Source organism: Hyphomicrobium sp. 99 (assembly GCF_000384335.2).
In the GTDB taxonomy this organism is placed as follows: domain Bacteria; phylum Pseudomonadota; class Alphaproteobacteria; order Rhizobiales; family Hyphomicrobiaceae; genus Hyphomicrobium_B.
Map to the genome: position 1 here is coordinate 3,694,364 of NZ_KQ031382.1, position 15,915 is coordinate 3,710,278.

Here is a 15,915-nt window from a genome sequence, read left to right on the forward strand (position 1 = left end):
TCCCTCCTGTACCGACGCGGTTTCCGTTTTCGGGGCTTTGGACGCCATTATGAGCCGGATCAGGCCGCACGTCGGTATTATCATGGGAAGCCAGTCTGACTGGCCGACGATGCAGCTCGCCGCTGACATTCTGACAGAACTTGGCGTCACGTTCGAAACCAAGATCGTGTCCGCGCATCGCACGCCCGACCGGCTCTATGATTACGCCAAGGGCGCCAAAGCCGCCGGCCTCAAAGTTATCATCGCGGGCGCTGGTGGCGCAGCCCATCTACCCGGAATGACCGCATCTATGACGACGCTGCCCGTTCTCGGCGTGCCGATCGAATCGAAAGCGCTCAAGGGCCAGGACAGCCTCTATTCGATCGTGCAGATGCCCGCCGGCGTGCCGGTCGGTACGCTCGCCATCGGCGAAGCCGGCGCAAAGAACGCCGGGCTCCTGGCAGCGGAGATTTTGGCGCTTTCCGACGCGGCACTCTCGGACAGGCTCGAAGCCTGGCGCAAGCAGCACTCGGCCAACGTCGCCGAAACGCCTGTGAAGGGCTGATGACGATCACGATGAGCGCGCTCCCTCCCGGTTCGACAATCGGCATTCTAGGCGGCGGCCAGCTCGGCCGCATGCTGGCGATGGCTGCCGCACGCCTCGGCTTCAAATCTCACATCTACGCACCTGAAGGCGACAGCCCCGCATTCGACGTCGCGACCAAATACACGGTCGCAGCATACGAAGATGAAGCGCGGCTCGCAGCCTTCGCGGACGCGGTCGATGTCGCGACCTACGAATTCGAAAATATTCCGGTCAAAACCGTCGAAGTCCTTTCTGCGCGCGTTCCTGTCCGCCCCGGCGCAAAAGCATTGGCATGCGCGCAGGATCGCATGAACGAGAAATCGCTCGCGCGTGAGCTCGGCGCCATGACGGCCGAGTTTGCGGCGATCGATAGCTTCGCCGATCTCACGAAAGTTCTCGACGGCGGATTCCAAATTCCGTCCGTTCTGAAGACGCGCCGCTTCGGCTACGACGGCAAGGGCCAGGCGAAAATCCTGAAGCGCGAAGATGCCGAGACCGCGTGGGCCGAAATGCGCGGCCAGCCGTCGATCCTCGAAAGCTTCGTCAACTTCCGCGCGGAGGTTTCCGTCATCGCCGCACGCGGAACCGACGGAACGTTCCAAGCATTCGACGTTACCGAGAACGAGCACCGCAACCACATCCTCCATCGCTCCGTGGCCCCGGCCGCGCTTGCGCCGAACACCGCCGCCGAAGCCATCGAAATCGCCCACAAGATCGCGGAAAAGCTCGAATATGTCGGCGTCTTCGCAATAGAATTTTTCGTCGTGACGGAAGGCGGCCGCGATCGCCTGTACGTTAACGAGATGGCGCCCCGCGTCCACAATTCCGGACACTGGACGATGGACGGCGCGCTGACTTCCCAGTTCGAGCAGCACATTCGCGCCGTCGCCGGATGGCCGCTCGGCGCGACGTCGCTGAAAGCGCCCGCCGCCGAAATGATCAACCTGATCGGCGACGACATTCTCGCCTGGGAAAAGATCGCAGCCGAGCCCGGAGCGTTCTTCCATCACTACGGAAAACGCGAAGCCCGTCCCGGCCGCAAGATGGGGCACGTCAATCGCCTGCTCGCGAAATCGCCGGGCGCCTGACCCCTCGAACGAATCTGAATCGAACCCGGCGTCTGCGCGCTTGAGCGCCGTTAATTCCGTCACAGAGACCGCTATATCTCACCTCACCAGCGACTCGCACGTCGCGACGGTGAATTCGGGAATGCGGAAGAACCAATGATCAAATCTCTGTCGCGGCGTCAGGCGTTGAAGAGCGCGCTGGCCGCTCCGGTAGCCACAATCGCTGTTGAACCAGCTTCCGCTGCGAGCGACACGCCGGCCGCAGCCGCGCAGCCTCCAGGCCAATGCATATTGCTGCCTCAAGCCGTCGAAGGCCCCTTCTACTTCGACCCGAAACTCGTGCGCTCTGATATTTCCGAAGGCCGCCCCGGCGCGCCGCTTCGACTTTCGCTTCGCGTCATCGAAGCGGGCTCCTGCGCACCAATATCCAATGCACGCGTCGACGTTTGGCATGCCGATGCGACCGGCGTTTATTCCGGATATTCGGGTCAAGGCGCATCGCGGGACATTTCGACCAAAGGCCAGACCTATCTGCGCGGCACGCAGACAACCGATTCCGACGGACGCGTAGCGTTCACGACCGTCTATCCCGGATGGTATCCGGGCCGCACGCCGCACATCCACATCAAGGTCTTCCTGAACGAAACGAGCCTTGTCACCGGGCAGATCTACTTCCCCGACGACTTCAGCGCCCGCATCTACGCAACGCGCCAACCCTACAACGAGCGCCCAAAACCCGACACGACGAACGCTACGGACTGGATCTATGGGGACGGCCAGCGCGAGGGCGGCGGCACGGTCCTAGCGATGAGCGAAGACGGCGACACCATCGTCGCGGGCCTCCTCATCGGCGTCGACAAGAGCGGCGAGACCGCAGCCAAAGCGGGTCGCGGATTCCTGCGTCGTCTGCTCGGGCTCTGATGTTGCAGCACGGCAAACGAAAATAAGGCAAACTTAACGCTGAACTATCGAAAATCCGACCCAACCCCGCTGAAAAGCCGGCCCTTTAACTGCAAATAAAATTTAGCTGCCATTTTAGCGCGACTTTGCGTGCCGACGGGAACTGATGGCGAGGCTCTGCCGTTTGCGCAGATAGCATCACTCCCCGGTGCGCACAGCGCCGCTCGGCGGCACCACAACGATAAAAAGGAGCCATCATGAAACGAGGTCTGGTTTTTGCGTCCGCGTTGATCGCGGCGCTGGCGATGCCGTTAGCGGCAGACGCGCGCCCCCACGGAGGCGGAGGCCATCACGGCGGCGGTCACCACGGCGGAGGCCATCACGCGGGTGGTGGTCATCGCGGCGGCGGCCACATCGGAAATCGCGGCCCTCGCGGTGGCCACCACTTCCGTCCGGGCCGTCACCCCGGTGCGCATGTCTACCGCGGCGGCCGTCACCATGGCCACCACGGACGCCGCTTCTGGCACGGCCACTGGTACGCCTACGGCATCGGCCCCTGCTGGCGCTGGTCGCCGAGCTATGGCGAGTTCGTCTGGGTCTGCTACTAAGGCGAGCTAGCAAAATGAATATCAGCGGCTCCGCTCTGCGGGGCCGCTTTTTTGTGGCCTGAACTAACGGATGATCGTCATGCCGATTAATGGCATGATGGCATCGCAACATGGGTGGAGAATCATGGACATCAGATCGATCATCATCGGAGTACTCGCCGGAACGGTGATCGTACTCGGCTATCTCCTCTGGGACGCACAGCAGACGAAGGTGAAAGTCGACCTCCCCGGCATCAAGATCGAGGGGCGATAGTCGCCCAACTGACGGACGTCATCCCCGCGTAGGCGGGGATCTGTCCAAATCGCCAACAGGATCGAATTCCAAATCAGTCTCATCCACCGATCCGAAAGCAATCTCGCCTGTCGCCGGATCGAATAAATTCCGCCACTCCGGATTCATTTGTTCGATGAGCCGATACTTCCATTCGCGGCGCCATCGCTTCAGTCGCTTTTCACGCAAAATCGCAGCATCCATAACGTCGTGCATCTCGTAATAGACGAGTGTTTTGATGCCGTATTTTTTCGTGAAGCCCTCGATCAGACCTTGATCATGCTGCGTCGTTCGATGAGCAAGATCGCTCGTCACGCCGACGTAGAGCGTCCCGTAAGGCTTACTGGCAAGAATGTAGACGCACGGACGCCTCATGACACGCTAGCCTAGCGATGTCTTATCTAGCTGTCATGCCCACCCCCGAACGTCATCCCGCGCAGGCGGGGATCCGTCCAAGTCTCCGTTCATCGCAAGTATTCAGCCTGGAGGGATCCCGGCCTTCGCCGGATGACGGAGAGGATACGCTGTCATTCCCACCCCCAACGTCATCCCCGCGCAGGCGGGGATCTATCCAAGTCTCCGTTCATCGCAAGTATCCAGCCTGGATGGATCCCGGCCTTCGCCGGATGACGGAGAGGATACGCTGTCATTCCCACCCCCAACGTCATCCCCGCGCAGGCGGGGATCTGTCCAAGCGTCTGTTCATCGCAAGTATTCAGCCTGGAGGGATCCCGGCCTTCGCCGGGATGACGGAGAGAAAACCCGGCAATCCCACCCCCGAACGTCATCCCCGCGCAGGCGGGGATCCATCCAAGTCTCCGTTCATCGCAAGCATCCAGCCTGGATGGATCCCGGCCTTCGCCGGGATGACGGAGATGGATCAATCGCTGTCATCCCGCCTCCCCCAACCCCCGCGCCTCGTCCTTCACGCGCACATCCGCAATAATCCGATCGAGCAGCAAACACGTGCGTTTGAATAAATCCGAGCCCTTGCGGTAATCGGCGCCCGCGTAGAAATCGCAGCGGCCCGCCTTGAAAAGCTCGACGCACTTCGCTTCGCTCTCGCCTGGATCGTGCACGGCAATCGCGTGGCCGCCGTTCTTCTTCAAGAGCGCCATCGACGGCACGTCCGTGTCGCCGTCGCCGAAATAAATGAAGTTCGAAAACGGAATCGGCCGCTCATCCTCGGGCATGTGCGCGTTGATGCTCTCGCCCAAGTCCTCGATGCCCTTGTTGATGCGAAACAGAAACTGCGTCTTGCCGGTGTCGGAAATAACGCGTTTCGGAAACGGCAGATCGTAAGCGTCGAACCAATACTCACTCGCGAAGACGTTGGCGAAATGCGGATAGATCTTCGTCCCCTCGATGATCTCCGTCAGCCCCGACGACACGAGGTAATGCTTCACCGTGATGCCCGCTTCCGCGCCGCGCTTCTTCACGTAGGCATGCATCTGGTCGAACCAGCCTTCGACGCCCGGATAAAGCTCGACCTTCTTCCCCTGCGCGACGAGATCGGCGCGATCGATGCGGACGCCTTTCTCCTTCGCCTTCTTGTAAAGGAGATGCATGTACGTGATCAGCGCATCGGCGCGCTCGGCCTTCGACACGCGCGTACACTCGGCCCAGAACTCTTTGGGCTCGATGCCGAGCTTCGGCAGAAATGCATATTCCTGCATCGGACGCGGCGACAGCGTGCCATCGAAATCATAAACGAGCGCGATGACTTTCTTGTCCGGAGAGGCCGGCCTGCCCACGGCGCGCGGAGACCGTGGGCGCGCGTTCGCGGACGTTCCCTCGTTCGCTTGAATCTTCGTTCCCCGTCCGCCTGCGCGCTCGACCATGAGCTGTCTCCGCTCTCGACTTGTAGGGCGGAGGAAAGCGTGATTCGGGTGGCGCAAGAAAGTCGGGCGTCAGCGGTCTGAACGCTCGGCGTAAATTTCTTCGCGCACCTGGGCGTAGCTCAGCAGCGAAAAGAGCACCGTGCCGCCGAAAACGTTGCCCGCGAGCGTCGGCAGGAAAAAGCCGAAAAAGCCCTTCTCCAGTGTGATCAGGCCCGTAAGCACCCCGTAGATCGCCTCGGCGCTGCCCGCCACGATGTGGGTAAATCCGAACAATGCGATCAGATAGGTGAGCAGCAAGATGACGAGAAACTCGACGCCTTCCGTCGACGCGATGATCCAGACGAGCGCCGCGATCAGCCAGCCCGCGCCTATCCCTTTGGCGAACATCTCCGTCGGCGTGTTGCTCATCACGTTCGTAACGATATGCGCGAGCGCAGGCCCGAGATCGGGCGAAATAATCGGCAGCCGAACGATGGCATACGCGAAGATAAAACAGCCAACGATGTTCGACGCGAGAACGATGCCCCAGAGGCGAAGCATCTTGACCAACCAGTGAAGCTTTTTGCGCGCCATGACCGGCAGCACAGCGGTCAAGACGTTTTCGGTGAAAAGCTGCTGATGGCCGAGGATGACGATCAGAAAGCCGACCGCGTAACCAAGCTTGGCGACGATCGGTGTCCACTCCGACGCCGGAAGGTGCGCCGCAAGCGCCGCTTCCGTTAGGAACGAAAATCCGATGGAGATGCCGGCGGCGATGCCTGACCACCAAAGCGCGGAACTGGGGCGGCGCAATTCCGCCTCGCCTTGCATGCGAATAATTTCATAGATCACGGCCGGTCGCGGCTTCACCGACTCGCGAACCTGCGCGCGCTCCTTGCGGCTGAGCCCCGACCCCGGCGGCGGATCCTGCGTATCCTCCGGCTTGGCGTCGGTCGCAGGCCGCTTGTCAGCCATCAGTGCTTACAGCCAGGGCCGTGAACGTGTCCCGGCTCGCCGTGCGCAGCGGCATGATCGTGATCATGCGAATGACCATGATCGTGGTGATGATGACCATGGCCGTGATCGTGGCTGTGATCGTGCCCGCAACCGCAAGAGTCGCCATGCTCATGGTTCGCCTCGGGATCGACGAGCGCCGCCGCGAGCTTACGCTCCAGCGCAATCGACATTTCGCGCGGACTGTCCTTGTCCTCGATGAGCAGCGCCATCACTTCCGCGCCGAGCCGGAAATCATCGACCGCGCCGAGATAGTGCCGCCGCAGCCGCCCCTGACGATCGAAGATCAAGAGCGCCGGCGTGCCTTGAAGTTCGTAAGCCTTCATCGTCTCCGGAATGCCCTCGGCCGTCGGCTTGTCGAGCGCGACAGGAATGGTGATGCCGTTTTCGGCGAGGAAGGCTTCCACCTTCTCAGGCGTCTGCTCGTCGAACTTTTCGAACGCCATGTGAAGACCGAGCACCGCGACCTCATTCTCAGTGAATGAGCCGCGAAGACGCATGGCCTGCGGCAGGCCAAACTTCTGCGATCCGGGGCACGCGAGCTGCCAGATCGCGATAACGACGACCTTGCCCTTCTCGGCCTTCAGCGTGCGCTTCGTATCGGAGTTGAGCCAGCGCTGCGCGATGATCTCGGGTGGGCGTTCGGGGTTGAACATCTCAAAGCAATCCTTGCGCTATTTTTCAGTCATATAGCATCGGCGTCCCGCGATCGGCAGGGGGCGGCCCCTCAATCTCAGTCGCAATCGCCCGATTTTTCTGGCCCCGTCTGCGGAACATTCTCAGGGCAAGCGAACTCGGCCGGAACAGTGCACGGCTCCGCCGGATTCGGCGAATAGATCCGGAAGTGCAACGGGCAGCCGCGCATCACGTTATAGGCCGAGACGCAGCCCGTCGGCGGTGGAAGCGGCGCTTGCGACTTCGACTGCAGCGTCCAGTTCGTTCGCTTCCTCCAACGATCCTCGACGATCGACAGCGTCGGAACCTTATCCTCGATCGCCTGTGCGAGCTCTTCGGGCATCTGCCGCTCGGGCGGAATACCGAGCACGAACCGGCCGGACGGTTCGCGGAACCCGATGAGCGCCGCGTTCTGTGTCGGACACTTTGCAATCGCCTTTGCAATCTCTTTCGCGGGCCAGATCTTGTCGATGCTCGGCAGAACGACGCCGAGCAGCGTGATGGCGAAGAGACCGAGAGCGGCGACGCCAATCGCGGCCCAGCGGCGAAGCTGGCCCTCCCAGCCGAGCCGCCCGCTCCATATGAAGAGCACAGCAATGATCGCGATGAGCACCGCCGGAATGACGCCCGGAATCACACCGCTAAAAACATAAACGCCCGCAAAGACCGCGAGGGGCAGCGCCGCGAAGTACGTCGGCCAGATCGAGAAGCCGCTCCATTCCGGACGCTTACCCGCTCCACCCTCACTCGTCACGACAATCGCGACGCCAAGCGCGAGCGCCGGAAACATCGTCTGCACCATGTAGGTGCCGGGCTTCGACGACAGCGCTTCGAGATAGACGAGGTAGCCGATCACCCACGCGAGCAGAAAACGCGAAAGTGCCTGGTCCCGGCTCCCCCAAAAACGCTTGAACGCCGTACCGAGCAGCACGGTACCCGGAAGAAAGCCGAGAAGGAGGGCGAGCACGAATGTGCCGGGGAACGCCCGAAGCTTCATATCCTGCGCCCCGCCGAGCGCACCGAGAAACTCCCGCCAGCTCATGCCCGCAAACGGCGTCCCATCCTGATGCGCACGGATGATCAGCCACGACGCGCCGATGGCGAGTGCAATCGGAATGCCGATCAGCGGCCGCAAACGCTTCAGCCATCTGAGATCGCGATCCATCACGTAGAGCGCTATCAGCGTCGCGATGACGAGGATCGGCACGAGCAGAGCGTTGATCAGAATGCCGAACCCGAGAGCGATCCAGAACAGGAGAGCCATCGGATAGCGTTCTTCGGGCTTCGCGTAGATCCGCGCCAGTGCCACCATCGCGACGGTCGCGGGAAATAGCGACAATCCTTCCGCGATTGCGAGCTGCGAAACGAGCACTGTCAGCGGTGAGACCGCGAAGAGCGCTGACGCGATAAGCGCCGTCTCCGCGCCGACGAGCCCGCGACCGAGCCAGAACAGCGCCAGCACGGCCAGCGTCACCGCCAGTAATGACGGAATGCGATATATCGTGATGTCGCGCGCGAACGTCTCGCCCGCCAGCCATCGCGCCGCCCCCTGCGCCCAGAACGTGCCAATCGGGCGATATTGGTGAACGACGCTTCCGTAACGCGGGTCTGTCCAATCGCCGCGCTCAACCATATCGCGCGTCGTCTCGGCGTAGATGATTTCGGTACGATCGACGGCGGGCAGGCGCACCATCCCCGGCAAGTAAACGGCAAGGCACAGCGCCAGAAGCGCCAGCGACGGCATCCACGGTCGCGCGGCGAGCGTTGCCCACCAGTTCCACATTGCGCGTTGGCGCTCCACCACTATATGCCCTTTGAAACTTGACATGCCCTTGGAACTCGGCTGTTTGCGCACCGAACGCAGAAAACGCAAGGGCTCAACTACCGCATGCCAGGAAAATCGGCCGATCGAACAGCTCGCCGCGAGCGGCTCATCGAAATCATTAAAGAGCGTTCTTTTCAGGAAGGCCCTGCGTTCAAGCTTGCCTCCGGCAAAACGTCGACTTTTTACTTTAATATGAAGCCAACGATGCTGGACAGTGAAGGCGCCTATTTGATCGCCTCGCTCATCCTCGATCAGCTCGAAAATGTCGAAGCGGATTTGATCGGCGGCCTCGAAATGGGCGCGGTGCCGCTCGCTTCAAGCGTCGCAGCCGTCTCTTATACCGAAGGACGGAAATTGTCCGCCTTCTTTGTCCGCAAGCAGGCGAAAGAACACGGCACGCAGGCGCTCGTCGAAGGACTGGCGAAAGGCGACAGCATGACTGGCAAAAAAGTCGTGGTCGTCGAAGACGTGACGACGACGGGCGGCTCAGCCCTGAAGGCAGCTGAAGCACTCCGCGCCGCCGGCGCCGAGATCGTCAGCGTCATCACCGTCGTCGACCGCCTCGACGGCGCCGCCGAAACCTTCGCCGCCGCCGGCGTGAAGTTCGAACCGCTTCTCACCCTCGCCGATTTCCGGGGCTAACCAACCCACGCTTGTCATCCCGGCCGGAGCGAAGCGGAGAGCCGGGACCCAGAGCACTATCCCGCCCACCGTCATCCCGGCGAAGGCCGGGATCCAGGCAAAGTGCAGCGCATGCGCGCTTGCGGTCCGCACCGAGCGAATAGCCTCTGCCGTTTTTGTTGAAGCTTGTCTGGGTGCCGACCTTCGTCGGCATGACGGTGGGTGTGGCTGTCTACGTGCTCCGAACAGCACCAGCTTCCCTCGTGTCATCCCGGCCAAAGCGAAGCGGAGAGCCGGGACCCAAAGCGCTATCCCACCACCGTCATCCCGGCGAAGGCCGGGATCCATCCAGGCTCGATACTTGCGATAAACGGACTCTTGGACAGATCCCCGCCTGCGCGGGGATGACGTTCAAGCGATTGATACCGTCAATCTCATATCCATCTCCGTCATCCCGGCGAAGGCCGGGATCCAGGCAAAGTGCAGCGCATGCGCGCTTGCGGTCCGCACCGAGCGAACGACATTTGCCGTTTTTGCTGAAGCTTGTCTGGGTGCCGACCTTCGTCGGCATGACGGTAGTTGCTAAGGGAAAGCCGGATCAGCCCAGATGCTTCTTCAAAAATTCGCTCGTGCGTTCCCACGCGAGTTCGGCGCAATGCCGGTCGTGGACGGAGCGTTGCTCGTTCATGAAGGCATGGCTGGCGTCATAGCGGAAAATCTCGGCCGTCTTACCCGCGGCCTGCAGGCCCTTCTCGAAGGCATCGACCATCGCCGGCGTAATGAAGTCGTCGCTGTTGGCGAAGTGCCCCTGCAAAGGCACCTTCACGTCTGCGGGCTTCGCGACTGTCGCGGGCGGTAGACCGTAAAAGGGAATGACGGCCGAAAATTCCGGCGCGCGCGACGCGGCGAGCACGGCGACGGCGCCGCCCATGCAGAAACCCGAGACGGCAACTTTCGGGCTCGAGCGCAATAGAAACTGCGCCGCGCCGCGCACGTGTTGATCCGCCGCTTCAAGAAAATTCAGCGAGTTCATCTCGCGGCCTGCCGCATCGGCATCGTGATAGGGAATAACGACCCCGTTGAAGAGATCGGGCGCCAGCGCGTCATAACCTAAGAGCGCAAAGCGATCGCAAAGCCCTTTGATCTGATCCTGCAGGCCCCACCATTCCTGAATGACGACGACGCCCGGAGCATTGGCCTTGCCGGCAAGCGCCAGATAGCCTTCGGCAGTCTTCCCGTCCGGGCGGGAGAATGGAATGCGCGTACCCATGTGATGAAGCCTCGTGAGTTCGAGCCGATCGATTTCGCGGCTTCTGTTTATGCGCCACGACGAAGGTGAGCAATGGCCATATCGCGCACCAGGGCTGTGCCGATTTGCTCTCCAGACGACCGGAAACGGTTTGCGACCCGTCTACTCCGCCGCGACGATCGACGCTCCGAGCGGACTTGCCCTCAGCACATCCGCATCGACGTATGGCGCGAACTTCGCGAAGTTGTCGTGGAACATCTGCGCGAGTTTCGCCGTCATCGCGTCATAGGCCTTCGGATCGGCCCACGTATCGCGTGGGGTCAATAGTTTCGGATCGATCCCCGCGACTGCAACAGGCACCGCGAAGCCGAAAACAGGATCTGTCCGCATCGGCTGATCCTTGAGTTCTCCCGAGAGCGCCGCTTCGAGAAGCGCCCGCGTGACCTTGATCGGAATGCGCGTTCCCTGCCCGAACTTGCCACCCGTCCAGCCGGTGTTGACCAACCAGCAATCGACGCCGTGCTCGGCGATGAGCGTGCGTAGCAGATTGCCGTAAACGCGCGGATGACGCGGCATGAACGGCGCGCCAAAGCAGGTCGAGAATGTCGGCTGCGGCTCAGGCCCCATGCCCTTCTCCGTTCCCGCGACTTTCGCCGTGAAACCAGACAGAAAATGATACATCGCCTGGCTCGGCGTGAGCTTCGCAATCGGCGGCAACACGCCGAACGCATCCGCCGTCAGCATCACGATGTTTTTGGGATGTCCCGCGGTGCCGGTCGAACTCGCATTCGCAATCGCTTCGAGCGGATAGGCGGAGCGGGCATTCTCAGCGAGGCGGTTGTCGTCGAAGTTCGGCACCCGCGTCACCGGATCGATGACGACATTCTCGAGCACCGTTCCAAAGCGGTTCGAAGCATCCCAGATCTGCGGTTCCGCCGACCTCGAAAGGCGGATCGTCTTTGCGTAGCACCCGCCCTCGAAATTGAAGATGCCCTGGTCTGACCAGCCATGCTCGTCATCGCCTAAAAGCTCACGCGCAGGGTCGGCCGAAAGCGTCGTCTTGCCGGTTCCCGAAAGGCCGAAGAACACGGCGGAGCTTCCATCCTTGCCGACGTTCGCCGAGCAGTGCATGGGCATGACGTTCTTGCCGGGCAGGATGTAGTTCAGGAACGAGAACACGCTTTTCTTGATCTCGCCAGCGTAGCTCGTGCCGCCGATGAGAACGATGCGCTTTGTAAAGTTGCACGCGATGACCGTCTCGGATCGCGTGCCGTGGTAGAGCGGCGCCGCACGAAAGCTCGGCAGATCGACGACGGTGAATTCGGGAACGAATGCTGCGAGTTCGCTTCGCTCAGGCCGCCGAAGCAAATTGCGAATGAAGAGCGATTGCCACGCGTGCTCGGTCACGATGCGCGTGTTGAGGCGGTGCCCTTTCTCGGCGCCGGCAAAAAGATCCTGAACGAAAAGCTCCTTGTGCCGCGCAAAGCTGATGAAGTCGGCGAGCAGTCGGTCGAATTGCTCTTCCGTCATCTCATGCGCGTTGTCCCACCAGATCGCGCCTTCGGTTTCGGCATCGCGAACGATGTATTTGTCTTGCACGGAACGGCCGGTGTGCTGCCCTGTCTCGACGACGACCGCCCCAGTCGCAGCAAGCTTGCCCTCACCGCGGCGAACCATGTACTCGACGAGTTCCGCCTCGAGCAGGTTGTGACGCACCCTCTGCGAAGACGAAGTGGGAAACAGCTCAGCCATCGTTCTCCTGCCCCATAAAAAATAATGGACGCCGCGGCGCCTCGAAATATCTTAGCACCTCCAAAAACAACGCCCGATGAACCATTTCGTGCCGAACAAAAGCTGGCCAGTTGAGCCCGAATGCCGCTGGCAGCCATGCCCTACCGCGAACTATGACGATTTGGCGCCTCGCACGCTAATCACGCCCGAAAAAATCGGTAACATTATGTTACCGTTCGGATATCTGGAGAGTCGTCTTTGCGCGGAGGATGAGAGCAATAATCTCGTCAAACAAGCGGAAATTTGAAGTTGTGACCGCAGAAATCGACCACTTCGCTTGCCGTTAGGGTCCGGGTCGCCTATTCAGGGGCCATTCAGCCTCCAGCGTCCATTGGACGGGACGCCACAATTGGTACACCATGCCGCCATAAGCGCCTGTACTGGCGCGGTGCACATTCCACTGCGGCCGAGGGGCATAAGAGGAACAGATGAAGGAAAAGAGCACAATAGCTCTCGTTGACGACGAGCGGAATATCCTGACCTCGTTGCGGATGGCCCTTGAGGCCGAAGGCTATAAGGTCCGCACCTACGGGGATGGCGTTTCCGCACTCGAAGCGCTGACCGAAGAACCGGCCGATCTCGGAATCTTCGACATCAAGATGCCCCGCATGGACGGCATGGAGCTTCTCCGCCGCGTGCGCCAGCAGTCGGCGATGCCCGTCATCTTTCTGACCTCGAAGGATGAGGAAATCGACGAACTTTTCGGCCTCAAGATGGGCGCCGACGATTATATCGCGAAACCGTTTTCGCAGCGGCTCATCGTCGAGCGCGTCAAGGCCGTCTTGCGCCGTGTCGCGCCGAAGGATGGCGTCACGACCGAAGACGAAGCCAAGCGCGTGCTTGAACGGGGCAAACTGAAGCTCGATCCAGAGCGCCATACGTGCCACTGGGACAACAAGGGCGTAACGCTGACGGTTACTGAATTTCTGATCTTGCAGGCACTGGCGACGAGGCCGGGCGTCGTCAAGACGCGCGACGCCTTGATGGACGCTGCCTATGATGATCAGGTCTACGTGGATGACCGCACGATCGACAGCCACATCAAGCGGCTGCGCAAGAAGTTCAAGCAGGTCGATGACGATTTTGACGTGATCGAAACACTTTATGGCGTCGGCTATCGCTTCAAGGAATAAGCAGCCGATCTGCCACCGGGGACGGGATGGCGCTCGACAGCGATGACATTGCGGCGACCGCAACGCTGAGCGGCGGGGCGGACGTTGCCGCGCCTGCAGTAGGCGACCGGAAACCGAAGTTCGATTTCCGGGCTGCAGCCGCGCGGGCGAGCGCCGCGACCGGCCGCTGGATGGCGCAAAGCCTCATCGGCCGCATCATCGGAAAAAACCTGAGACGCCGCATTCTGCTGGCGAACGTCTTGGGGCTCGCCGGTCTGCTGTTCGCAATGCTTTACCTCAGCTTGCATCATGGCTGGCTGCTCGACGCCAAGGTGGACGTCGTAAAAACGGTATCGCGCATCACCTCGGAAGCCATCGCGTATCGAGCTGTCAACGAGCGCGCGATCTTCGATCCCAATCGCATCCCCGAAAAGACACTCGCACGAGCCCAGCGCGACGACGCGTTCGCCGCGCTCGAGTTGCCGATCGATCCGCATCAAGCGGCGATCATTCTGAAAAAGCTTGTCGGCCCCGCGAACCTCAAGGCGCGGATTTATTCGGCTAAGGGCACGTTGATCCTCAACGGCGAGACGCTTTTCTCGAATGACGATCCCTCTGCCGACCCGGTCCCCGAAACCGCCGATGAACCCGCTCCGCGCCTCAAGAATTTTTGGACCCGGCTCCACTATTGGGTGATCAACAAGGAGCTGAAGGTCTATCGCGAGCTCGGAACCGCCAACGGATTTCTCTATCCCGAGGTGCAGCGGGCGGCGCAGAACGGCGACGAAACTCCGATTCTACTGCTCAACCGTCACGGCCAGCAAATCGTCTCGATGGCGGAGCCTATCAAACGCGGCAACAAAATCCTGGGCGTTCTGCTTCTCTCGACGAATCCCGGCGATATCGACGATGTTCTCTGGGACGAGCGTTGGCTGATCTTGCAGATCGCGGCGATGGCACTGCTTGTTGCCATTGGCAGCTCTCTTGTTCTGGAGAGAACGGTTGCAGGCCCGATGCGACGGCTCTCAGAAGCCGCCAATCGGGTGACGCAAAATATTTCGGCCCGCGAACAACTGCCCGATCTCACCGCGCGCCGCGACGAGGTTGGACAGACGGGCCGCGCGTTCGTTGCGATGACGAACGCCTTGTATCGCCGCATCGAAGCCAGCGAGAAGTTCGCAGCCGACGTCGCGCACGAACTGAAGAATCCGCTCGCAGCCGCGCGCTCGACAGCCGAGGCTCTCGCCTACGCGCGATCCGATGCCGACCGCACCGAACTCGTGCAAGAAATCCAGACCGAGTTGAAACGGCTCAATCGGCTGATCAACGACATCTCGAGCACCTCGCGTCTCGATGCCGAGCTCGCCCGCCAGGAAATGCAGCCCGTCGACGTCCGCACCGTGCTCGAAAGCGTCAACAATCTTTTCTCGGAGATGTTGGCAGACGACACGCGCAACATCCGGCTGATCGTCGAGCCTGGAACGGCCGCCGCCTATACAGTACGCGGCAACGACGGTCGCCTCGGTCAGGTCTTCACAAACCTGATAGACAACGCCCTGTCATTCTCACCCGAAGGCGGGACGGTCACCGTTCGCGCCAGACCCGACGGCAGAAAAATAGAAATTGCCGTGGAGGACGAAGGACCGGGCATTCCTCCGAATAAACTCGCACAGATCTTCGATCGGTTTTACAGCGACCGTCCGCAGACCGACGCGAAGCGCGGAAAGAATTCCGGCCTCGGCCTCTCGATCTCGCGCGAGATCGTCGTCAGTCACAACGGCGAGATCTTCGCGGAAAATCGTGGCTCCAATACCGGGCAAGTGCCGAAAGGCGCGCGCTTCACGGTACGCCTGCCGCTGTCACTGATAGGACCCGGCCTTGCCTGGAGAAGTTGATCGCGTTCACGCGACCGCTATCGCCGTCGGCGGCCGCGCGGCTTTGATCCGCGGAGCTTCAGGTTCGGGCAAGTCCGATTTGGCGTTCCGATGCCTCGGTCTCGGGCTCTCGGCGGTCGTTCAAGACAGGGTTATGCTGGTATCCGACGACCAGGTCCTCCTGAGACGCGAGGGCACTTTGCTGCGCGCGAGCGCGCCGCCTCAGCTGCGCGGCAAGCTTGAAGTCCGGGGCCTTGGCATCCTTGAGGTTGACGCCGTAACCGAGGCGAACGTCGTTCTCATCGTGGATCTCGTTCGCGAAGGCCCCATCGAAAGGTTTCCCGATCCCTGGCCGAGTGCCGTTATATTGGGCCTGGAGCTACCGCAAATCCGGCTATCGCCCTTTGAAGGCTCAAGCGCTTTGAAACTTGTAGCAGCCATTCAGATGGCCCCCCAGCCACGTGCCTGACCAAAGCCCTGAATGAGGTCCAGAAACTGCTTGCGCCCGCTTCAAACACTTGCC

At 61.1% G+C, this 15,915-nt stretch carries 16 protein-coding genes; 9 read left to right on the forward strand and 7 right to left on the reverse strand.

Features of this window, described 5'->3' with window-relative positions; all coding sequences use genetic code 11:
* Window positions 1-49: 49 nt before the first annotated feature.
* The 5 genes from purE to G359_RS21050 all read left to right on the forward strand — a co-directional run bounded on the left by purE (window position 50) and on the right by G359_RS21050 (window position 3,393).
* Complete coding sequence (gene purE, locus G359_RS17815; protein ID WP_045837205.1) at window positions 50-544, forward strand: 5-(carboxyamino)imidazole ribonucleotide mutase; 495 nt, start codon at window positions 50-52, stop codon at window positions 542-544.
* On the forward strand, window positions 544-1,653 hold the full coding sequence (locus G359_RS17820; RefSeq protein ID WP_045837206.1) for a 5-(carboxyamino)imidazole ribonucleotide synthase: 1,110 nt from the start codon (window positions 544-546) through the stop codon (window positions 1,651-1,653). Before purE ends, G359_RS17820 begins: the two co-directional genes overlap by 1 nt.
* A gap of 135 nt (window positions 1,654-1,788) precedes the next feature.
* The gene (locus G359_RS17825) at window positions 1,789-2,553 is read left to right on the forward strand and encodes an intradiol ring-cleavage dioxygenase (protein WP_045837207.1); all 765 of its coding nucleotides are present in this window, start codon (window positions 1,789-1,791) and stop codon (window positions 2,551-2,553) included.
* A 236-nt stretch (window positions 2,554-2,789) separates the two neighbouring features.
* Window positions 2,790-3,140 (forward strand): hypothetical protein, encoded by a 351-nt coding sequence (locus tag G359_RS20220; RefSeq protein ID WP_197077608.1) that lies wholly within the window; start codon window positions 2,790-2,792, stop codon window positions 3,138-3,140.
* A gap of 124 nt (window positions 3,141-3,264) precedes the next feature.
* Window positions 3,265-3,393 (forward strand): hypothetical protein, encoded by a 129-nt coding sequence (locus tag G359_RS21050; RefSeq protein ID WP_256363868.1) that lies wholly within the window; start codon window positions 3,265-3,267, stop codon window positions 3,391-3,393.
* Window positions 3,394-3,411: 18 nt separating this feature from the next.
* Here G359_RS21050 and G359_RS17840 read toward each other — a convergent pair whose 3' ends face one another.
* From G359_RS17840 to G359_RS17860, 5 genes are all read right to left on the reverse strand, one after another.
* Window positions 3,412-3,786: a GIY-YIG nuclease family protein gene (locus tag G359_RS17840; protein ID WP_045837210.1), complete on the reverse strand. Its 375-nt coding sequence runs from the start codon at window positions 3,784-3,786 to the stop codon at window positions 3,412-3,414.
* A 515-nt stretch (window positions 3,787-4,301) separates the two neighbouring features.
* The gene (locus G359_RS17845) at window positions 4,302-5,252 is read right to left on the reverse strand and encodes an HAD family hydrolase (RefSeq protein ID WP_052699448.1); all 951 of its coding nucleotides are present in this window, start codon (window positions 5,250-5,252) and stop codon (window positions 4,302-4,304) included.
* Window positions 5,253-5,321: 69 nt separating this feature from the next.
* Window positions 5,322-6,206, reverse strand: coding sequence for a formate/nitrite transporter family protein (locus G359_RS17850; RefSeq protein ID WP_045837211.1), 885 nt, complete (start codon window positions 6,204-6,206; stop codon window positions 5,322-5,324).
* On the reverse strand, window positions 6,206-6,901 hold the full coding sequence (locus G359_RS17855) for a TlpA disulfide reductase family protein (protein WP_045837212.1): 696 nt from the start codon (window positions 6,899-6,901) through the stop codon (window positions 6,206-6,208). Before G359_RS17855 ends, G359_RS17850 begins: the two co-directional genes overlap by 1 nt.
* A gap of 77 nt (window positions 6,902-6,978) precedes the next feature.
* Window positions 6,979-8,703, reverse strand: coding sequence for an ArnT family glycosyltransferase (locus G359_RS17860; RefSeq protein WP_245280083.1), 1,725 nt, complete (start codon window positions 8,701-8,703; stop codon window positions 6,979-6,981).
* A 105-nt stretch (window positions 8,704-8,808) separates the two neighbouring features.
* On the opposite strand from G359_RS17860, the gene pyrE reads away from it, so the two are divergent.
* Window positions 8,809-9,387 (forward strand): orotate phosphoribosyltransferase, encoded by a 579-nt coding sequence (gene pyrE, locus G359_RS17865; protein WP_045837213.1) that lies wholly within the window; start codon window positions 8,809-8,811, stop codon window positions 9,385-9,387.
* A gap of 577 nt (window positions 9,388-9,964) precedes the next feature.
* On the opposite strand, the gene G359_RS17875 is transcribed toward pyrE, so the two are convergent.
* Both G359_RS17875 and G359_RS17880 read right to left on the reverse strand, forming a co-directional pair.
* Window positions 9,965-10,636: a dienelactone hydrolase family protein gene (locus G359_RS17875; RefSeq protein ID WP_045837215.1), complete on the reverse strand. Its 672-nt coding sequence runs from the start codon at window positions 10,634-10,636 to the stop codon at window positions 9,965-9,967.
* Window positions 10,637-10,777: 141 nt separating this feature from the next.
* Window positions 10,778-12,367, reverse strand: a complete 1,590-nt coding sequence (locus G359_RS17880; RefSeq protein ID WP_045837216.1) for a phosphoenolpyruvate carboxykinase — start codon at window positions 12,365-12,367, stop codon at window positions 10,778-10,780.
* 467 nt (window positions 12,368-12,834) lie between these two features.
* Between G359_RS17880 and G359_RS17890 the strand changes: the two genes are divergently transcribed.
* Genes G359_RS17890 through G359_RS17900 form a run of 3 tightly spaced genes read left to right on the forward strand, consistent with a single transcriptional unit; the run spans window position 12,835 to window position 15,861 of the window.
* Complete coding sequence (locus G359_RS17890) at window positions 12,835-13,539, forward strand: response regulator transcription factor (protein WP_045837218.1); 705 nt, start codon at window positions 12,835-12,837, stop codon at window positions 13,537-13,539.
* Window positions 13,540-13,565: 26 nt separating this feature from the next.
* Entirely contained in the window at window positions 13,566-15,413 is a 1,848-nt protein-coding gene (locus tag G359_RS17895; RefSeq protein WP_045837219.1) for a stimulus-sensing domain-containing protein, read from the forward strand.
* Entirely contained in the window at window positions 15,397-15,861 is a 465-nt protein-coding gene (locus G359_RS17900) for an HPr kinase/phosphorylase (protein WP_045837220.1), read from the forward strand. The genes G359_RS17895 and G359_RS17900 overlap by 17 nt, the downstream gene beginning before the upstream one ends.
* The last annotated feature ends 54 nt before the right edge of the window (window positions 15,862-15,915 follow it).

Bases quoted from the DNA above. Each gene is read 5' to 3' on its own strand.
- purE (WP_045837205.1), top strand. From the start codon at position 50: ATGAGCCGGATCAGGCCGCACGTCGGTATTATCATGGGAAGCCAGTCT.
- G359_RS17820 (WP_045837206.1), top strand. From the start codon at position 544: ATGACGATCACGATGAGCGCGCTCCCTCCCGGTTCGACAATCGGCATT.
- G359_RS17825 (WP_045837207.1), top strand. From the start codon at position 1,789: ATGATCAAATCTCTGTCGCGGCGTCAGGCGTTGAAGAGCGCGCTGGCC.
- G359_RS20220 (WP_197077608.1), top strand. From the start codon at position 2,790: ATGAAACGAGGTCTGGTTTTTGCGTCCGCGTTGATCGCGGCGCTGGCG.
- G359_RS21050 (WP_256363868.1), top strand. From the start codon at position 3,265: ATGGACATCAGATCGATCATCATCGGAGTACTCGCCGGAACGGTGATC.
- G359_RS17840 (WP_045837210.1), bottom strand. From the start codon at position 3,786: ATGAGGCGTCCGTGCGTCTACATTCTTGCCAGTAAGCCTTACGGGACG.
- G359_RS17845 (WP_052699448.1), bottom strand. From the start codon at position 5,252: ATGGTCGAGCGCGCAGGCGGACGGGGAACGAAGATTCAAGCGAACGAG.
- G359_RS17850 (WP_045837211.1), bottom strand. From the start codon at position 6,206: ATGGCTGACAAGCGGCCTGCGACCGACGCCAAGCCGGAGGATACGCAG.
- G359_RS17855 (WP_045837212.1), bottom strand. From the start codon at position 6,901: ATGTTCAACCCCGAACGCCCACCCGAGATCATCGCGCAGCGCTGGCTC.
- G359_RS17860 (WP_245280083.1), bottom strand. From the start codon at position 8,703: ATGTGGAACTGGTGGGCAACGCTCGCCGCGCGACCGTGGATGCCGTCG.
- pyrE (WP_045837213.1), top strand. From the start codon at position 8,809: ATGCCAGGAAAATCGGCCGATCGAACAGCTCGCCGCGAGCGGCTCATC.
- G359_RS17875 (WP_045837215.1), bottom strand. From the start codon at position 10,636: ATGGGTACGCGCATTCCATTCTCCCGCCCGGACGGGAAGACTGCCGAA.
- G359_RS17880 (WP_045837216.1), bottom strand. From the start codon at position 12,367: ATGGCTGAGCTGTTTCCCACTTCGTCTTCGCAGAGGGTGCGTCACAAC.
- G359_RS17890 (WP_045837218.1), top strand. From the start codon at position 12,835: ATGAAGGAAAAGAGCACAATAGCTCTCGTTGACGACGAGCGGAATATC.
- G359_RS17895 (WP_045837219.1), top strand. From the start codon at position 13,566: ATGGCGCTCGACAGCGATGACATTGCGGCGACCGCAACGCTGAGCGGC.